Source organism: Flavobacterium anhuiense (assembly GCF_050990855.1).
Lineage (GTDB): Bacteria > Bacteroidota > Bacteroidia > Flavobacteriales > Flavobacteriaceae > Flavobacterium > Flavobacterium anhuiense_C.
Genome location: NZ_CP158861.1, coordinates 548,246 through 565,653, shown reverse-complemented (window position 1 = coordinate 565,653; position 17,408 = coordinate 548,246). Strand labels below are relative to the sequence as shown.

Sequence of the window (17,408 nt, the reverse complement as noted above, 5' to 3'; positions counted from 1 at the left end):
AAGGCTAAAAGTTTAAATTTCAATTAAAATTACGTAATTTATTGTCATCTTTTTCGTAACCCATTAAAAATATGCACGTAGCTGGACGCTTCCTGTATGGATGGTAGATCCTGTTTCGCTTTTACGTCCTTGGTAATTCAGATTGACATCTAAAAAAGAGGTAATGTTTTTTTGCAGAAGCAGTTTCCATACCAAATTGGATCCGGCTTGAAGTCCTTCTAACATCTGAAAGCCTACTGACGAAAATTCATTTCCATCAAATTTGTTTTGGTAAAAAGAAAATTCTCCATTTACGGTCACCTTCTTTTCGCCAGCATAAGAAAAAGAAGTTCCAATTCTATTTTGATCCAAAGTTTCAAGATTTCCAATTTGGTTTTTCTTGTTCTGAAGTTCGTAAAAGAAATCCAATTTGGTGTTTTTAGAAAATAAATAACTCACTTTTGGTGCCAATTGCCAGCCTTGAATGTCATAATTTTTTTCTGTAAAATCCTTAGAAACCAAATCGGTTTTTATGGTTTTGGTAAAGAAATTAAACAGCCAGCTTTTTTGGTATAAATGGGTGTATTGAATTTGATGCGAATAATTCTGCACGTTTTGCGATCCAATGGAAAGCAAACTTTTGCCTTTGTTTACCAAATAGGAATAGGTAACAGAATGTTTTTGTTTGCCTCGGTTGTAAAATAAACTGTTTCTGAAACTCGAATTCAAACCTAGAATGTTTTCTTCTGATGAATCAAACGGATTAAGTTCCAACTTTTCTCCCTCGCTTTTTACCTTTCGATCCATAATAAAAGAAGTCTGATTATAGAAATAAGAAAGAAGTTTCTTGAAGCCTTTTTCGTTTTGCCATTGCAACGGATTCAAAGTTAAAGATTGCGAAAACTTATTTTGGTTGGTTTTAATGTAAATTTGATTGGGTAAAAATACTCTAACATATCGAGCCTGATCTTGGTAAACTGCAACTTCAAACTCTTCCAATTCCTGAATTCCGTTTCCGTTGTAATCGTTCCAAGTGTAAACTCCTTGTCCCGTTGGAACTTCAACATACGTAAATTCTTGTTGCGCAATAGTTCCAGAACTGGTTTCGTAAGCTGTTCCAATCTGCATGAATTGGTTAAAAAAGCGATCATTGTACAAAACTCTCGAATTTAACGAAGGTTCATTTTGTCTCGTACTATCCGTAAAATCCAAATTTCTGTAACTTGCATAAACTGCCAAATCGGTTTTTTTGGTCTGGATTAATTTCGATCTTAAATAATAGGTTTGCGAATTGTTTACATGTTGCAATAATCCATTTTGCAAACTATCATTGCGTCTCTGCAGAAAACCAATTTCAACAAAAACTTTGGTGCTGTCGCCACGTCCAGTAAATACACCATATTCTGAAAACCTTTGGCTTAAAGCCGAAAACTGATCGGTCACTTTATCTTTTTGCTGATTGTCTTCTAATTGAAAGCTTCCGCCAACCCAATTTTTGCCGAAATGATATTTGGTTCTAGTCTGGTTTCTAATGAATTTTGAAGTCGAAGCAGTAGCATCAGAATTCAGGAAACTTCCGCTGTTTTCGATCGTCCAATTTTTCAATTTGAACAAAGCATTTGTAGTATGTCTCCCGCCAGAATAACTTTCGCTAAAATCTAATTTTTCGAATTGATACGTTAGCAAACCAATATTTGAAGTTTTATTTTTCGAAAACAAATCAAAATTTAAACCTGTAACCAAAAGACTTTGATTGCCCAAAAGTGTTCCTGTTAAATTCCAATCACGATTAAACTCAATATTATACAAACGTTCTACCGATTTAAAATTTTGCTGTACAAATTGATAATTCGCGAAAGCGTCTAAACTCCAACTTTTAGAAAACAGTCGTTTTTTGAGATTGGTTTTAAAAGCAATTCCTTCATTATTAGAATCATCAATAGTAGAAAATAAATTTTGGTCATTATTGCTCACAGCCAATTCAAAGTCAACCAATGTCTTCTCGTTCGGATTGTATTTTCCTAAAAATGTCGCCACCTGAAGTTTCATTGGCGCAACCAACTGAACAATTGGTTCATAATTTCCTTGCAAAACACCATTTATAGGTTCAACATATTGATAAATGCGCTCGACAGAATTATTATTTTGAATGATATAATTTCCCGCATTTGCACCAACTTGACTGAATCTTACATTGTATAAAACATCAGCAGAGTTGTTGGAATATTCGTAAGCTTCAACCGAATTGACGATTATTTTTTTGTACAAAATTTTATTGTCGGAGTAAGTGTCTTCGTAAGCAGATGGCGCTTTCATCAAATTAACATCGTCGCCGGCCTGACTTAAAATCTGAACTTGTTCTGGAGAGAGATTCTGTTGCAACGGCTGATTTTTCATATCATTTTCAGAATACAAATAACCGCCAAAACTCCAGTTTTTATTCTCATGCGTTGCACCTGCGTATGTCACTAATCGGTTGTAATTTCGTTCCGAATATTGGTATTCGACATTAATACGCATTTCTGAAGTTATCGTGAAAAGTGACGTAAAAACAATTTCTCCCGCATTATAATCAATCACATAATCGTTGTTTTCTCCACGTTTCAGCAAATTGCCATTTACGTAAACGCGTTCTGAGCCTGAAATTACCAAAACGTACAATTCGCCATTTTGACCTTTCAGTTTGTACGGACCTTGATTTCCTTCCTGCCCCGTAAAAGTACTTTTAGCATATTGGCCTTTTACAAAAGCAACCGAAGCAAAAACATTGGTTTTGCTTGTTTCGGTATCGAAATCAAAGTTGGCAGAAAGTCCTTGAACCTTTTTATTAAAACTTAAAAATTGAGTTTTCCTGTTTTCTAAAAAAACGTCACCGGCGCGAATGTTCCAGTCGTTACTGAAAAGTTCGATAAAAATATTATCAAACTGATCCAATTTCTGCGAATAGCCGCCATCTTGCAACGGAATATTATTATCTTGAAGCGAAGCCCTCAAACTGACTTTGTCGGACAGCTTTCCTGTAATCTGTAAATCTAAATTGGAGTTTAAAACCGTACTCTGGTTATTGCCAACCGTAACGCCTCGAGTAATGCTTCCAGAAGTTTCAAGACCGTCAAACGGAGTTGCCTTTTTTGTGTTTGAGCTGTTGTCTATTCGGTAGAGCTTATCAGTACCAACATCGCCGCTTACAATCTGATCCGATTTGTAAAGGCTGTATTCTTTGGTTAAAAAATCAGGATAATTAAGATAATTGACAATTAAGGTATCTGAAACTGATGGATATTTTTCATTAAAAAGCAAATATCCTTTTTGAAAATCGACCTTGTAAAAAGTGGAATCGATCGGTTCATTTTTGGTAGTAAGAATTTGAAAAAATCCAGAGTTGATAGACATCCTCTCAAGTCGAATAGTATCTTTTGAAACAATTACTTTTTTGGTTTTGTACAGCGATTCGGTTTCCTGAGCCTGAAGCGCAGCAAACCAGAAGAAAACCGTTAAAAACAGTAATTTTTTCAACATAAATACTTTAACTCTCAAAAGCCAAAAGTAGTATTTATAATTGGGAATTATAGCGTTGGAAATTTTACTTTTATTGATCAGAAAAGAAGAGTCAAAATCTTATTTTCCATATTTAATGAAAAGTAAAATGATCAATGCGAAAAATGCGATAATTACAATAAAAATAGGATTTGCATAATTGGCATGCCATCCAAATTCGCTTATTCGTTTCGGGAAGTAAGATCTTTTATCTTTTGGATTATAGTAAAACATTCCCCAAATCCAATTGTCTGGATCGTTTTCCCACTCGTTTTTAGTTTCTTCAATCGGTTCTTGTAAATTTTTCATAACTGCTGAAGTATTTCGGACTATAAAGTTAACTGATTTATTTTCATTTAAGAATAATCTTTTTAGCTTTGTTTAGGATATAACTGACTTAAATTATGGATACTAGCAAAGAACTTTTATTCTTTTTTAGTGCTTTGGGAGCTTTCAACGGAATTATTCTCGGCGTTTATTTTTTCTTTTTTACCAAGAAAAAATACCTGACGAATTATTTTCTGGGTGCGCTTTTATTTGCATTAAGTATCCGAATTGCAAAATCAGTATTTGTTTATTTCCATCCTGAATTGCCAAAAATGTATCTTCAATTTGGTCTTACTGCCTGTTTTTTTATCGGACCTTGTTTGTATTATTTCGTAAAATCAGCAATCGATGAAATTCAGACAATACCAAAATCATGGAAACTTATTTTAGTACTTTGGGGAACTTTAATTGTAACAATCGGAGTTTTGTACCCATATGAAATATATCCAAAATTTTGGAGGGGCTATTTGATAAGAATCATCTATTTTCAATGGTTTGTTTATATTGCTTTTGCGGGTTATGAACTTCGTGATGTTTTGAAGAAAATCCTAAGCAGAAAAGAAAAAACAACTCCAGCAGAAATGTGGTTCTCCATGCTTTATTTTGGAAATTTTCTTTTATTTCTGTTTTATTTCTTGGCCATTATGGGGGCTCCTGCCGCAACTTATATAAGTGGAGCAGTAGTTTTTTCATTCATTTTATACTTAGGAATTTCGATTCTTTTGTATCGAAAAAAAACAGACGATTTATTTTTATTGAATGGGAAGATTTCGAGTAAAAAAATAGATTCGGCAGATGCTATTATTTGGTCAGAAAAACTAGAAAATGCGATGCTTGAAAAAAGTTTGTACAAAAATCCGAATTTGACGCTTCAAGATTTGTCTCAAGAAATTAATATTTCGAGCCATCAACTGTCGCAGTTTTTGAATAATAATTTAGGAAAGAATTTTACCAGTTTTGTAAATGAATTTAGAATCAACGAAGCTTGTAAAATTATTACTTCTACCGATAAATTAACTCTAGAATCTATTGGTTACGATGTTGGTTTTAATTCTAAATCGACCTTTTTTGCCGCATTCAAAAAACACATGGGAACAACGCCTTTAAATTACCAGATTCAAAAATTATCGATTTAGATAGAACTTTAATAAATTAAAGTTGCAAGTGCAACGTTGTAACTTTGTCCCTTTGTTCCTTTGTTCATTTGCCTCTTTGTCTCTTTATCAAGTATGAATTTATAAATTCGTACTCCTGATTTCACTTTCTAAAACCTTATTTACAGATTATCAGATGACTTTTGTTTTCAAATAAAGTCTAACCGTTAATCTTAAAAGTTATGAAATTTAGTATTGTAGTTGCCATTTCTATTTATTGCCTGATTTTTTCGTCAATCGAAGCAAAGGCACAATCTGTAAAAAATAATCGAGATAAATCCTATGTTGAAGAGGATAAGTTAATTGGAAAAATAGTCTGGTCTAGTCAAGATTCTATTGCCAAGGAGCAAGATCATAATCAGTTAAAAGCAGTTGTTGAATGCCAGGCTTTACAAGTAAAATGTGGTACAAACGGAACGGTTGCCGAAGAAAAAGCGGTAACTAATAGTATTACTACTTATAAAAAATCTGAAATTAAGCAATCGGAGAATAGTAAGATGAAGTAGTTTACTTGATGCTTTCGCACAAAATCATTAAAACTAGAATCATAATAATGCAAAGAAAAATCGAATTAAGATTTGCAAAATTTATGGTCCATCCCATTTCTTTGATTTTTTTGGGTGGGAACATTCTATTGTCTTCGGGATTATAATAAAACAATCCCCAAATCCAATATTTTGGATCATTTTGCCAATTGTTTTTTTCTTGTTCGGAAGGTTCTTGATTATTCATTGAGTTAAGAATAAGGTAATGTTATTAATTTTTCCCTTTTTTCAGTTGTGTATAAGTTATAAGAATTCCAACGGTTGATAAAAAAGGAACAATTACCAATCTAAAATCAGAATACGAAATATCTTTTAAATCTTTCCTAAGCAACGGACTTAAAGATATACCGATGTATAATACGCCAAGGATAATAAAAACGAGTAAAAAATTCTTTTTGGTCATTTTAAATTATAATTGTAAATGAAAATCGTAATTCATTATTATTCAAGATGTTCTGAATATTGTTTTCAGAAAATTGAAAAGTAAATATAAGCAAAAAATAAATTCGTTAAAGAGAATTCTTTCTAAACAAAAAAAGGCTTCACTGATTAAGTGAAGCCTTTTCAATAGTTTTTGAATTAGATAATTACCTTTTATAAAGCAATATTAGTTTAATTCTTTAGTTACAATCTGCATCGTTTCGCGGCTAACTTGTTTCAATAAAACTTCCTTGTTAGCTTCAACAGTTTCGGCTGCCTCTTCTGTAAAGTGACGGATTGTATATAAGGTTACATTTTCGCTGTATTCTACTTTGAATTTTTTAGAAAGAATCGCGTTCAATTCTGGGAAATTTCCAAATTTATCTTCCACGCAAACAGAGAAACTAATCGCAGAGTTTTGAATTAAGTTTACTTTGATTTTAAATTCGTGGAATAATCCGAAAATCTCACTGATATTTTCTTCCATAATGAAAGAGAAATCAATAGAAGAAAGCGAAATTAAAAGCTGTTCTCTTTTTACAATAAAACAAGGATATTGCGGTTCTAAATCAACACCTTTAGACACGCAAGTTCCTTTTAATAAAGGATTCACGAATGATTTTACGTATAACGGAATTTCTTTTTTCTGTAAAGGCTGTAATGTTTTTGGGTGAATAACCGTTGCACCGTAAAATGCCAATTCGATTGCTTCACGGTATGAAATTTGGTTTAACAAACTTGCATTTTCAAAATAACGTGGGTCAGCATTCATAACTCCTGGAACGTCTTTCCAGATCGTTACACTTTCAGCATTTAGGCAATAAGCAAAAATACCAGCAGTATAATCAGAACCTTCACGACCTAAAGTTGTAGTAAAGTTGTTTTCGTCAGCACCTAAGAAACCTTGCGTAATGTTCAATTGTTTTCTAGGTACATTTTTGCTGATATTTTGTTGAGTCGTTTCCCAGTCTACTTCTGCATCTCTATAGTTTGCATTTGTTTTAATGAAATTGCGAACATCAAGCCATTGCGTTTGAATTCCCATAAAATTCATAAAGTGGCTTAAGATGTTAGTCGAAATCAATTCACCAAAACTTACAACCTGATCGTAAACAAAGTTATAATTTGGAGATTTATTATGCGCTAAGAAATATTCTAATTCAGCAAACTGTGCGTTTACAGCAGCAAAAACCGCATGATTTTCGTCTTCAAACAAATCCAATAAGATTTGATTGTGGTATTTTTTGATTTCCTGAACAGAAGAATTCAATTCTGTTGATTTTTCAAAGTAATTCTTGATTACAACTTCAAGAGCATTTGTTGTTTTTCCCATAGCCGAAACTACAAGAATTACGTCTTCGTAACCTACTTTTTGTAAAACGTCGTATACGTTTTTAATTCCATCTGCATCTTTTACCGATGCTCCTCCAAATTTAAATACTCTCATTTTTTAATTTATAGATTTTTGATTTTAGATTTCAGATTGGGGCGAAATCCTAATTGGTTTATTTTTTTCTGCCAGAGATTAAAATGATTTTCATTGAAATCCTGCTAATCTGAGGCTAAATGTTTTTATAATTTTTCTAAAAATGCATTAACGCCTGCTTCATCCATTTGCACCACTTGCCAATCATCTAGAATTCTTGCGCCAGAATTCTTGTAAAAATTTACAGCCGGTGTATTCCATGCCAGAACATTCCATTCCACTCTTCTTACGTTGTCTCTTTTTCCTTGTTTCATGATTTCAGAATAAAGAGCAGAACCCAAACCAGTGCCACGCATTTTTTCTTTTACAATCAAATCTTCAAGATGTATGGTTTTTCCTTTCCAAGTAGAATAGCGATAATAATACAACGCAATTCCAACAATTTCTTTTTGTTTTTCCTCGTTTTCAATCTCTGCGACAAAAACGTGAAATAATGGATTTTTTCCAAAACCGTCACGCACTAAATCTTCCTCAGTTATAACAACCGCATCAGGCTCTTTTTCGAATATAGCCAGCTCCTGAATAAGCTCTAACACCGATTTCATATCTTCAGGATTTCCTTTTCTAATATTCATATATTCCTATTTTAACTATTCAATATCTAAAAAAGCTTCATTTTATAAGTCACTTTTTGCAGATAATTAGCAAATATACAATAGTAACAAACTAACAAAATAATTTTTAATTCATTCTCACAAAATACACGATATTTGTGACTTAAAAATAAAACTATAACGATTTAGCAATGGAAGAACGCAATAAAACACTGGGAGAGTTTATTATTGAGCACCAAAAAGCATTTCAGTATTCGTCGGGAGAACTTTCCCGAATCATTAACTCGATTCGTTTGGCAGCAAAGGTTGTCAATCATAAAGTTAATCAAGCAGGTTTAGTAGACATTATTGGCGCCGCTGGCGAGCAGAATGTTCAAGGAGAAGACCAGCAAAAATTAGATGTCTATGCAAACGAAGTATTTATCCAGACGTTAATAAACCGTGAGATTGTCTGTGGTATTGCTTCTGAAGAAAACGACGATTTTATAACAGTTCAGGGGAGCGACAACTGTCATAATAATAAGTACGTGATCTTAATGGATCCGCTTGACGGATCTTCAAACATTGATGTTAATGTTTCTGTAGGAACTATTTTTTCTGTTTTCAGAAGAATTACGCCAATAGGAACTCCGGTAACTAGCGAGGATTTTTTACAACCGGGAATCAATCAAGTTGCAGCAGGCTATGTAATTTATGGAACTTCAACTATGCTTGTTTACACAACTGGATATGGGGTGAATGGTTTTACACTAAATCCTGCGATTGGTACATTTTACCTTTCGCACCCAAACATGAGGTTTCCAAAAGACGGAAACATTTACTCGGTAAACGAGGGGAATTATGTTCATTTTCCGCAGGGCGTAAAAAATTACATCAAATATTGCCAGCGCGAAGAAGAAGATAGGCCTTACACTTCGAGATACATCGGAAGTTTAGTAGCCGATTTTCATCGAAATATGATTAAAGGCGGTGTCTATATTTATCCGACAAGTTCAAAAGCGCCAAAAGGAAAATTACGTTTGTTGTACGAATGTAATCCGATGGCATTTCTAGCAGAACAAGCAGGAGGAAAAGCAACAGACGGTTTCGGAAGAATTATGGAAATCCAACCGACAGAACTCCATCAAAGGGTGCCTTTCTTCTGCGGAAGCTATAATATGGTAGAAAAAGCCGAGGAATTTATGGCTGAAGCTAATTAGTATTTTTTGTTTCAGGTTTCAAGTTTACTTTTGACTATAAATATTAAACCCGACAGGTTTTCAAAAACCTGTCGGGTTTGTTATTTAATGTAAAATTAAATTTGCTTTATTTAGGCTGGACTAAAGTCCATCTCTACAATATGATATGTTACTTCGGAACAAAAAGAGCTTTAGCTCGATCCATATTGTAGGGCCGGACTTCAGTCCGGTTAAACTGGTAAAATGTAAAAAAATAAAACCCGACAGGTTTTCAAAAACCTGTCGGGTTTATTTTTTAAAGTAAGTTTCAATTTTTAAGATTCAGTGGTCACTGACCACTAAAAAAACTGACCACTGAATACTATTTATGCATATGTTGCATTTCGTAGATAAAAGTATCGGCATCCACTTTTTTGTCAACTAATGATAAAGCTTTTGCAATAATGTAATCTACGTTGCTTGGTGTAAATCCAAGGGCAACACTTATCTTTTTTAGAAGCACTTCTTGTTTGTCTTCTAGATGATGGTCAACATGTACCATACGGGTTAGGTCGTACAAGCGCTCCAAACGCTGAACATAAGAGTATGGTGGATTAATAGGATATTTTAAAGGATCACTAAGAATTTCTTCATACTCAGACTCTGTAATCTCCAAACGAGAAGCCAATTTGTTTAAGAATTCTTTCTCTTCTGGATATACAACACCGTCAGCTAATGCTACACGAACAATAGCAGAAAAGTGTCCTTTGTTTCTTTGTTTGAATTCGCTATCAAATAATTCTGAAAATGACATAATTGTAAAGTTTTTGTTAAACAAATATAGCCTTATTTTTAAATTATCGATTTTAAAATTCTCATAAATTTTAACTTATTTTTATTGCAGGATTTGGTACCTCGAATCTCTAAGTATGAAAATTAATCGTAAGTTTACAGCCCCTAATTATTTAATTGCAATACACCTATGTCACAATTTTGGATTTATTTTCAAATAGGATTAAAACACGTTTTAGATATCAATGCTTACGATCACGTTCTTTTTTTAATCGCCTTAACTGTTCCGTATTTATTTAAAGACTGGAAAAGGATTTTCTTATTGGTTTCTCTTTTTACAATTGGCCATACTTTGGCTTTGGTTCTTTCTGTTTATGGCATTATTGCCATAAAAGTAGATGTGGTAGAATTCCTGATTCCAATTACAATTCTCGTAACTGCTCTGTATCATTTATTTACAGCAGGAAAGACATCAAAAAATGATGGCGTAAATCTAGTATTTTTCATAACTTTATTCTTTGGAATTATTCATGGACTAGGTTTTTCTAATTATTTCAAAACAATTTTAGGAGGTTCTGCAACCTCAAAATTGTTACCTTTGGGAGAGTTTGCCTTAGGGATAGAAGCTGCACAGCTTGTAGTAGTTTTTGTTGTTCTGGTAATTTCATATATAGTGCAGACCGTTTTTCGTTTTTCAAAACGCGACTGGGCGCTTGTAATGTCGGCTTTCATTATTGGAGTTGTAATTCCGATGATTATTGAAAGTCCAATTTGGAACAGATAAAATTAAATGGAAGTAAAAAAGCTGAATAAATACGATAAAGCATATCTGCGAATTGCAAAAGAGTGGAGCCTGCTTTCTTACTGTAAACGTAAACAAGTTGGAGCCATTATCGTAAAAGACAGAATGATCATTTCTGATGGCTACAACGGAACACCATCTGGTTTTGAAAATTGCTGCGAAGACGAAGACGGATTAACGCGTTGGGATGTTTTGCACGCTGAAGCGAATGCGATTCTAAAAGTGGCCAGATCGACTCAATCTTGTGAAGGCGCAACGTTATATATCACGCTCTCACCATGTAAAGAATGCAGTAAATTGATACATCAATCAGGAATAAAAAGAGTCGTCTATCATAACGGATATCGAGACGATTCTGGAATTCAATTTTTAATAAAAGCAGGCGTAGAAGTAGAACATATTCCTGTTTTGGAAGAGTAATGAAATTCAATTCGAAATATTTGCCAATAGTGATAGGAGCAACTTTTGCTCTTGGAACAATTGCTGGTAGCGTTATTAATGCTCCTGCAAGTGACCAGCTTTTGGCCAAAAATTACTCGAAAACCAAACTTAACAAACTCATTGACTTTATCAATACTGAATATGTTGATAGCGTCAATACCGATTCGATTGTCAATCTTACAGTCGATAATATTCTTTCTAAACTAGATCCGCATTCTGTTTATATTCCGCCTAACGAACAAGCTGAGGTTGCCGAAAGCATGAAAGGCGATTTCGTCGGAATCGGAATCAATTTTTATATGTATAAAGATTCGGTTGCGATTATAAAACCAGTTGAAAACGGACCTTCAGCAAAAGCTGGAATAAAATCGGGTGATCGAATTTTATTCGCAGGAAAAACCAAATTGTATGGGCGAAAATTGCCTTCCGATAGTTTGTTTTCTAAACTAAAAGGACTTCAAGGTTCAGAAATAGAATTGACTGTTTTTAGAAAATCAGAACAAAAGAAATTAAAGTTTAAAGTAAAAAGAGATGTTATTCCAATTAAAAGCGTTGATGCTTCTTTGTTGGTTGGAAATAACGTTGGATATATTAAAATAAACCGTTTTGCAGAAACTACTTTCAACGAATTCAAGACAGGTTTAACGAGATTGAAACAAAAAGGAATTCAGTCGCTTGTAATTGACCTTCGCGATAATGGCGGCGGTTATATGGAAGAAGCGATTGCTATTGCTGACGAATTTTTGAAAGACAAACAATTAATCGTTTTCACGAAAAGCAAAAACGGTTCTACCGAAAAAACGTATGCGACAAAAGCGGGAAGTTTTGAGGCAGGAAAAGTGTATGTTTTGATTAATGAAAACAGTGCTTCTGCGAGCGAAATTTTAGCAGGAGCTATTCAAGATAACGACCGCGGAACTATTGTTGGTCGTCGTTCTTTTGGAAAAGGTCTGGTTCAAAGAGAAATGGATTTTAATGACGGATCTGCTGTAAGATTGACCGTAGCGCGTTATTATACTCCGACAGGAAGATCAATTCAGAAACCATATAAAAAAGGAAACGAAGAATATTTTAGAGAATCAGAATCTAGAATCGCAACTGGAGAATTATACGCAAAAGACAGCATCAAAGTAGCTGATTCTTTAAAATTTAAAACGCCAAAAGGTAAAATTGTTTACGGCGGCGGTGGAATCGTTCCTGATGTTTTTGTTCCGATGGAAGCAGAGCACGGAAATGAAAATGTCGCGTATTTGCTGCAAACGGGAATTGTTGGACATTTTGTTTTTGAAGAATTAGACAAAAATAGAAATGCTTTTGCAGGAGATAGTTTTGCTGCATTTTTAAGCAAAATGAAAACTTCAGATGTGTATTTCAAGAAATTCAAGAATTATATTTTGATGACGGGTTTAGATTTGAAGTTGGATAAAACCAAAGCGCTTGTAAATCGTCATATCACGGCTGAATTTGCCCGACAGCTGTACGGAGAATTGTATTATTATGATGTAATCTTAAAAGAAGATGCCATGATAAAAACAATTCTGACTCCGAAGAAATAACTTCAATCTTTATATCATGAAAATAGAAACCGTTGTTAATGCAGAAATCGAACTTCTAACTGCCATTAAAAAATCGGATGTTTTGGCTTTGGATACAATTCTTCATGATGATTTATTGTTTAATATGCCGGACGGACAAACGATAACCAAAGAATTCGATTTGCAATCGTATCGTTCTGGTAAATTAAAAATCGATTCATTGGAAGCATCCGATCAAATTGTTAATATAATTGAAGATTCGGCTGTGGTTGCCGTTACAGTGGCCTTAAAAGGATCTTACGATGATCATCCGATCAATGGGGTTTTCAAATATATACGTGTTTGGAAAAAAGCAGGTAAAAATTTAAAAGTGATTGCAGGAAGTTGTGTTCAGCTGGCATAAAGTTTGAAGATGGAAAAATAATATTAACTTAAAACAGAATTAAGTAATCTGACTGTAAAAGCGAGCTTAATTTGTGCTTCAAATCAAATCAATATGAAAAATTTAAAAAGAATAAGCTTGCTAGTACTTCTAATGGCTTTTGTAATCTCATGTAAAACAATGAAAAATGATACTAATGCAGTTGTTTCTGGAAAAGTAGATGCTATTGAAGCAGGAAAAGACGGTTACACTGCAAAAATCACTACAGATGCGAAAGAAGTCTATTTTGCGACAATTAGTATCGTAAACGTTGGTGGGCCTCAGAACTACAAACAATTAAAAATTGGAGATGTGGTCGCTGTAAAAGGGGAAAAATGGAAAACGGAGGACGAAAACCATATTAAAGTAACAGAAATCGTTTCGGTTAAGTAGAAACAAAACTCCTGGAAAAAATAAACCATATAAGTGATGTAAGTTCATTTAATGTATGCGCAAAGCATATATAAACTTATATTACTTATATGGTTTAATAATTTTATAAGATTTTATCGAATACTATCGTGAGAGTGGGTTTGCGTGCCGTTATTCCATAAAGTAAGAATATCTGTTGCTACAGCAGCGCCACTTCCGGCAGCAATTGCCAATTGACTTCTCCATCCAGCCAAAGTTCCGATAACATAAATGCCGTCAGCAACTTTATGATCTTCGTTTTTAAGCTGAATTCGCTGTTTTTCTGGAAGTGCTTTTTTGTGAGGTTCAACAAATTGCATTAAACCTTCGATGTCGAAAGTATTGGCAGAGCCAATTCCGACTACAATATTTTTTGTTTGGTATGAATTTTTATTCGTTACAACAGTAAATTCAGGGTAACTGCCCTCAATTTTAATTACTTTTTCATTTGAAATCTGAGTAATGTGTGGGTAAGTTGTTGCTAAATCCTGTATGCTTTCAGTTAAAAGTTCAGAACCTAATTTTCCTGGTGTAATTCCGTAAGCGTTATAAAAGATTGCCTCTTGTAAAGAAGAATTTTTCTGATGAGTAAAAATTCCGATTTTTTTGTCAGTAACAAAAGTTTTGTTTTTTGCGGATCCTAAGACAAGAGCACAAGACATTCCAGATACTCCTCCGCCAATAATTAAAACATCAAACATATTATCTGTTGTCATTCATTTTTTCTTCAATTCTTTTTGAAATTCTAAAAATCAAAAGAATCAAAACAGCGCAAAATGAAGCGGCGATTCCAATAAAAGCTACCATACTATCTCCTTGAAAAGGGTTTTGAAAGTCTAATAGCGTAATATTAAAAACGATTAAAGCTAATGCCAAAAGCACTAAGATTGAAGTGAAAATTTTCATAAGGTTATTTTTGTTTTTGCCTAAAATAATAAAGTAGAACTTTATGGGAAATATGCCTTAAAGTTGTATTTTAGAAATTTTACGGGGTAAATGTATAAAAATAAATTTTAGACAAACAAACCTTTAACATTAGCAGCGAATAATTTAACAGCAATTGCTAAAAGTATCACTCCAAATGTCTTGCGGACTACTCCAAGTCCGTTTTCTCCTAGTAAATTTTCGATTTTTTTTGAAGACTTTAAAACGATATAAACCAAGATAATATTTAGCAAAATTGCAATAATAATATTGATAGTGTGAAATTGAGATCGAAGCGATAATAATGTGGTCATTGTTCCTGCTCCAGCAATAAGAGGAAATGCTAAAGGTACAATTGATGCAGAGCCCGGTTCTTCGTCACGGTAAATTCTGATTCCTAAAATCATTTCCAGCGCCAAAAAGAATAAAACAAAAGATCCTGCAACGGCAAACGAGTGAACATCAATACCGATCAAGTTTAGTAAACCTTCTCCAACAAAAAGAAAAACAATCATAATAGCTCCAGCAACAATCGAAGCTTTTTCAGATTCGATGTGTCCAACTTTTGCTCTTAAATTCACAATAATCGGAATGGATCCCACAATATCAATTACGGCAAAAAGCACCATACTAACGGTAATGATTTCTTTAAAATCGATCTCTAACATATTGCTTTGAATTTTTAGGTTTAAAAAACTGCTGCAAAAGTAGTTAATAAAGTTAGGTGTTTTTTCGTGACAGTGTATTTTTGTTATAAAAACACGTTTTATTGGTTAAAAAAGTGATATTTGTAACAATTGTTGTTTTCTTTTGCATTTCTAATAGGTTTAACCGCAATGCACGCAAAGTTGTTTCGCAATCCCGATAGCTATCGGGAGCAAAGTTTTAATGATTATGAAATCGCGTAAAATACTCTTTGCGAGTCTTTGCGTAAATCCTTGCGTGCATTGCGGTTAAATTTTACCAAATAATATCTCTTTTCTTTGACTATCTTTGCATTTTAAAAATAATATCATGTTTCAGTTAGGTAAAACTATTATTTCAGAAGATATCCTGGAAAAAGAATTTGTGTGCAACTTGTCTGCTTGTAAAGGAGCTTGTTGCGTTGATGGAGATGCGGGGGCGCCTTTGAATGAGGCTGAAACCAAAATATTAGAAGAGATCTATCCTAAAGTAAAACCTTTTTTAAGAAAAGAAGGAATAGAAGCAATCGAAGCGCAAGGAACCTGGGTTACAGGAACCGATGGCGATCTTGAAACGCCGCTTATTGATAATAAAGATTGTGCTTATGTAATTTTTGATGGAAAAACAGCGCTTTGCGGAATCGAGCAAGCTTACAATCAAGGAATAGTAGATTGGAAAAAACCTGTTTCTTGTCATTTATATCCAATTCGAGTAAAAGACTTCACAGAGTTTGCAGCTGTTAATTATGATAAATGGGATATTTGCGATGATGCTTGTTCGTTGGGTAAAGAATTGGAAGTTCCGGTTTATAAATTCGTAAAAGAAGCGCTAATTCGCCGTTTTGGAGAAGACTGGTATTTGGAACTTGAAAAAGTAGCCGAAGAACATAAAAATTCTTAAAAAACGATTAAAAAATTATAGTCTTTTTGACCACATCTTTTGACTCAAAAAAATATGGTTTTGACTCAAAAAAACTTTTTAAAACTATTTAAAATTTCTTGCTTTTTATTCGAAAAAGTCTATATTTTACAGGCTTTCAGAGTGCAAGATTGCTTTTAAGATGCTCATTTGCAGTAAATTAATTATTGTCTGAAAAATTCTTCAAAATTTAGCCGTTGTTAAAAACTACGTCCGATTGTGAATAAGTTTGGCTTTTATTTTTGACGTGAATTGACAATCTTTGTAGTCTACTGAATAAGTAAAAATTCAATAAAAAAATTAACAGAATCTGTCATGTCACAAATCGAACCAATATTACAAGAAAACAAAAATCGCTTCGTTATTTTTCCGATTAAACATCATGATATTTGGGAATGGTATAAAAAGATGGAAGCTAGTTTTTGGACTGCAGAAGAAATCGATTTACACCAAGATTTGACAGACTGGAATAATAAATTGAATGACGACGAAAGATATTTCATTAAACACATTTTAGCATTCTTTGCGGCTTCTGATGGAATCGTAAATGAAAACCTTGCTGAGAATTTTGTAAATGAAGTGCAATACGCTGAAGCGAAATTTTTCTATGGATTTCAAATCATGATGGAGAATATCCATAGTGAGACTTATTCTTTATTAATTGATACTTATGTAAAAGACGAAGCTGAAAAAACAGAATTGTTTAATGCTTTGGAAGTATTCCCTGCAATTGCTAAAAAAGGAGAATGGGCTTTAAAATGGATCGAGTCAGATTCGTTTGCTGAAAGGCTTATTGCTTTTGCTGCAGTTGAAGGAATCTTTTTCTCAGGAGCTTTCTGTTCAATTTATTGGTTGAAAAAACGTGGACTTATGCCAGGTTTAACTTTTTCTAATGAGTTGATTTCTCGTGACGAAGGCGTACATTGTGATTTTGCGGTTCACTTGCACAATCACCATTTGGTAAACAAAGTTCCAAAAGATAGAATTAAAGAAATCATTGTTGATGCTTTAGATATCGAAAGACAATTTGTTACAGAATCTCTTCCGGTAAGTTTAATCGGAATGAATGCTACTTTAATGACGCAATATTTAGAATTTGTTGCTGACAGATTATTGGTAGAATTAGGTTGCGAGCGTGTGTATGGATCAGCGAATCCGTTTGATTTCATGGACATGATCTCTCTTCAAGGAAAAACTAATTTCTTTGAAAAACGTGTTGCAGAGTATCAAAAGTCAGGTGTGATGAACAATGACAGCGATGCTCAGAAAATTTCATTTGATGCAGATTTTTAGACAACAAAAATACTTTTAGCGTCTATTT

20 protein-coding genes are annotated in these 17,408 nt (G+C 33.5%); 10 read left to right on the top strand and 10 right to left on the bottom strand.

Annotated elements, in window-relative coordinates; all coding sequences use genetic code 11:
• Positions 1-63: 63 nt before the first annotated feature.
• Positions 64-3,498, bottom strand: a complete 3,435-nt coding sequence (locus ABTV69_RS02720) for a hypothetical protein (RefSeq protein ID WP_433834019.1) — start codon at positions 3,496-3,498, stop codon at positions 64-66.
• A 99-nt stretch (positions 3,499-3,597) separates the two neighbouring features.
• Positions 3,598-3,825 (bottom strand): DUF5808 domain-containing protein, encoded by a 228-nt coding sequence (locus tag ABTV69_RS02715; RefSeq protein WP_433834017.1) that lies wholly within the window; start codon positions 3,823-3,825, stop codon positions 3,598-3,600.
• Positions 3,826-3,920: 95 nt separating this feature from the next.
• Between ABTV69_RS02715 and ABTV69_RS02710 the strand changes: the two genes are divergently transcribed.
• The gene (locus ABTV69_RS02710) at positions 3,921-4,979 is read left to right on the top strand and encodes a helix-turn-helix domain-containing protein (protein ID WP_433834015.1); all 1,059 of its coding nucleotides are present in this window, start codon (positions 3,921-3,923) and stop codon (positions 4,977-4,979) included.
• Positions 4,980-5,179: 200 nt separating this feature from the next.
• Complete coding sequence (locus ABTV69_RS02705) at positions 5,180-5,503, top strand: hypothetical protein (protein WP_433834013.1); 324 nt, start codon at positions 5,180-5,182, stop codon at positions 5,501-5,503.
• A gap of 1 nt (position 5,504) precedes the next feature.
• On the opposite strand, the gene ABTV69_RS02700 is transcribed toward ABTV69_RS02705, so the two are convergent.
• From ABTV69_RS02700 to ABTV69_RS02685, 4 genes are all read right to left on the bottom strand, one after another.
• On the bottom strand, positions 5,505-5,729 hold the full coding sequence (locus ABTV69_RS02700; RefSeq protein WP_433834011.1) for a DUF5808 domain-containing protein: 225 nt from the start codon (positions 5,727-5,729) through the stop codon (positions 5,505-5,507).
• Positions 5,730-5,753: 24 nt separating this feature from the next.
• Positions 5,754-5,945, bottom strand: coding sequence for a hypothetical protein (locus tag ABTV69_RS02695; RefSeq protein WP_433834009.1), 192 nt, complete (start codon positions 5,943-5,945; stop codon positions 5,754-5,756).
• Between the two features lie 204 nt (positions 5,946-6,149).
• Entirely contained in the window at positions 6,150-7,409 is a 1,260-nt protein-coding gene (locus ABTV69_RS02690; protein WP_433834007.1) for an aspartate kinase, read from the bottom strand.
• A gap of 125 nt (positions 7,410-7,534) precedes the next feature.
• A complete protein-coding gene (locus ABTV69_RS02685; protein WP_433834005.1) occupies positions 7,535-8,023 on the bottom strand; it encodes an N-acetyltransferase family protein in 489 nt (162 codons plus the stop codon).
• A 170-nt stretch (positions 8,024-8,193) separates the two neighbouring features.
• Between ABTV69_RS02685 and fbp the strand changes: the two genes are divergently transcribed.
• Positions 8,194-9,201, top strand: a complete 1,008-nt coding sequence (fbp, locus tag ABTV69_RS02680; RefSeq protein ID WP_433834003.1) for a class 1 fructose-bisphosphatase — start codon at positions 8,194-8,196, stop codon at positions 9,199-9,201.
• Between the two features lie 340 nt (positions 9,202-9,541).
• Here fbp and ABTV69_RS02675 read toward each other — a convergent pair whose 3' ends face one another.
• On the bottom strand, positions 9,542-9,973 hold the full coding sequence (locus ABTV69_RS02675) for a TerB family tellurite resistance protein (protein ID WP_433834001.1): 432 nt from the start codon (positions 9,971-9,973) through the stop codon (positions 9,542-9,544).
• A gap of 168 nt (positions 9,974-10,141) precedes the next feature.
• Here ABTV69_RS02675 and ABTV69_RS02670 point away from each other — a divergent pair, with 168 nt between their 5' ends.
• The 5 genes from ABTV69_RS02670 to ABTV69_RS02650 all read left to right on the top strand — a co-directional run bounded on the left by ABTV69_RS02670 (position 10,142) and on the right by ABTV69_RS02650 (position 13,543).
• Complete coding sequence (locus ABTV69_RS02670) at positions 10,142-10,735, top strand: HupE/UreJ family protein (RefSeq protein WP_201999638.1); 594 nt, start codon at positions 10,142-10,144, stop codon at positions 10,733-10,735.
• A gap of 6 nt (positions 10,736-10,741) precedes the next feature.
• Positions 10,742-11,173 carry a deoxycytidylate deaminase gene (locus ABTV69_RS02665; RefSeq protein ID WP_089054282.1) on the top strand — a complete coding sequence of 144 codons (432 nt, stop codon included), beginning with the start codon at positions 10,742-10,744 and terminating at the stop codon, positions 11,171-11,173.
• Entirely contained in the window at positions 11,173-12,750 is a 1,578-nt protein-coding gene (locus ABTV69_RS02660; RefSeq protein WP_433833998.1) for a S41 family peptidase, read from the top strand. Before ABTV69_RS02665 ends, ABTV69_RS02660 begins: the two co-directional genes overlap by 1 nt.
• 16 nt (positions 12,751-12,766) lie before the next feature.
• On the top strand, positions 12,767-13,132 hold the full coding sequence (locus ABTV69_RS02655; RefSeq protein ID WP_433833996.1) for a nuclear transport factor 2 family protein: 366 nt from the start codon (positions 12,767-12,769) through the stop codon (positions 13,130-13,132).
• A gap of 93 nt (positions 13,133-13,225) precedes the next feature.
• Positions 13,226-13,543 carry a hypothetical protein gene (locus tag ABTV69_RS02650; RefSeq protein WP_433833994.1) on the top strand — a complete coding sequence of 106 codons (318 nt, stop codon included), beginning with the start codon at positions 13,226-13,228 and terminating at the stop codon, positions 13,541-13,543.
• 113 nt (positions 13,544-13,656) lie between these two features.
• Here ABTV69_RS02650 and ABTV69_RS02645 read toward each other — a convergent pair whose 3' ends face one another.
• The 3 genes from ABTV69_RS02645 to ABTV69_RS02635 form a co-directional block, all read right to left on the bottom strand.
• A complete protein-coding gene (locus ABTV69_RS02645) occupies positions 13,657-14,262 on the bottom strand; it encodes an FAD-dependent oxidoreductase (RefSeq protein ID WP_433836658.1) in 606 nt (201 codons plus the stop codon).
• Between the two features lies 1 nt (position 14,263).
• Complete coding sequence (locus tag ABTV69_RS02640) at positions 14,264-14,467, bottom strand: hypothetical protein (RefSeq protein ID WP_095928256.1); 204 nt, start codon at positions 14,465-14,467, stop codon at positions 14,264-14,266.
• Between the two features lie 107 nt (positions 14,468-14,574).
• Complete coding sequence (locus ABTV69_RS02635; RefSeq protein ID WP_091494800.1) at positions 14,575-15,153, bottom strand: MarC family protein; 579 nt, start codon at positions 15,151-15,153, stop codon at positions 14,575-14,577.
• Between the two features lie 346 nt (positions 15,154-15,499).
• On the opposite strand from ABTV69_RS02635, the gene ABTV69_RS02630 reads away from it, so the two are divergent.
• Both ABTV69_RS02630 and ABTV69_RS02625 read left to right on the top strand, forming a co-directional pair.
• Positions 15,500-16,069, top strand: coding sequence for a DUF3109 family protein (locus ABTV69_RS02630; RefSeq protein WP_433833992.1), 570 nt, complete (start codon positions 15,500-15,502; stop codon positions 16,067-16,069).
• Between the two features lie 333 nt (positions 16,070-16,402).
• Complete coding sequence (locus tag ABTV69_RS02625; protein ID WP_433833990.1) at positions 16,403-17,380, top strand: ribonucleotide-diphosphate reductase subunit beta; 978 nt, start codon at positions 16,403-16,405, stop codon at positions 17,378-17,380.
• The last annotated feature ends 28 nt before the right edge of the window (positions 17,381-17,408 follow it).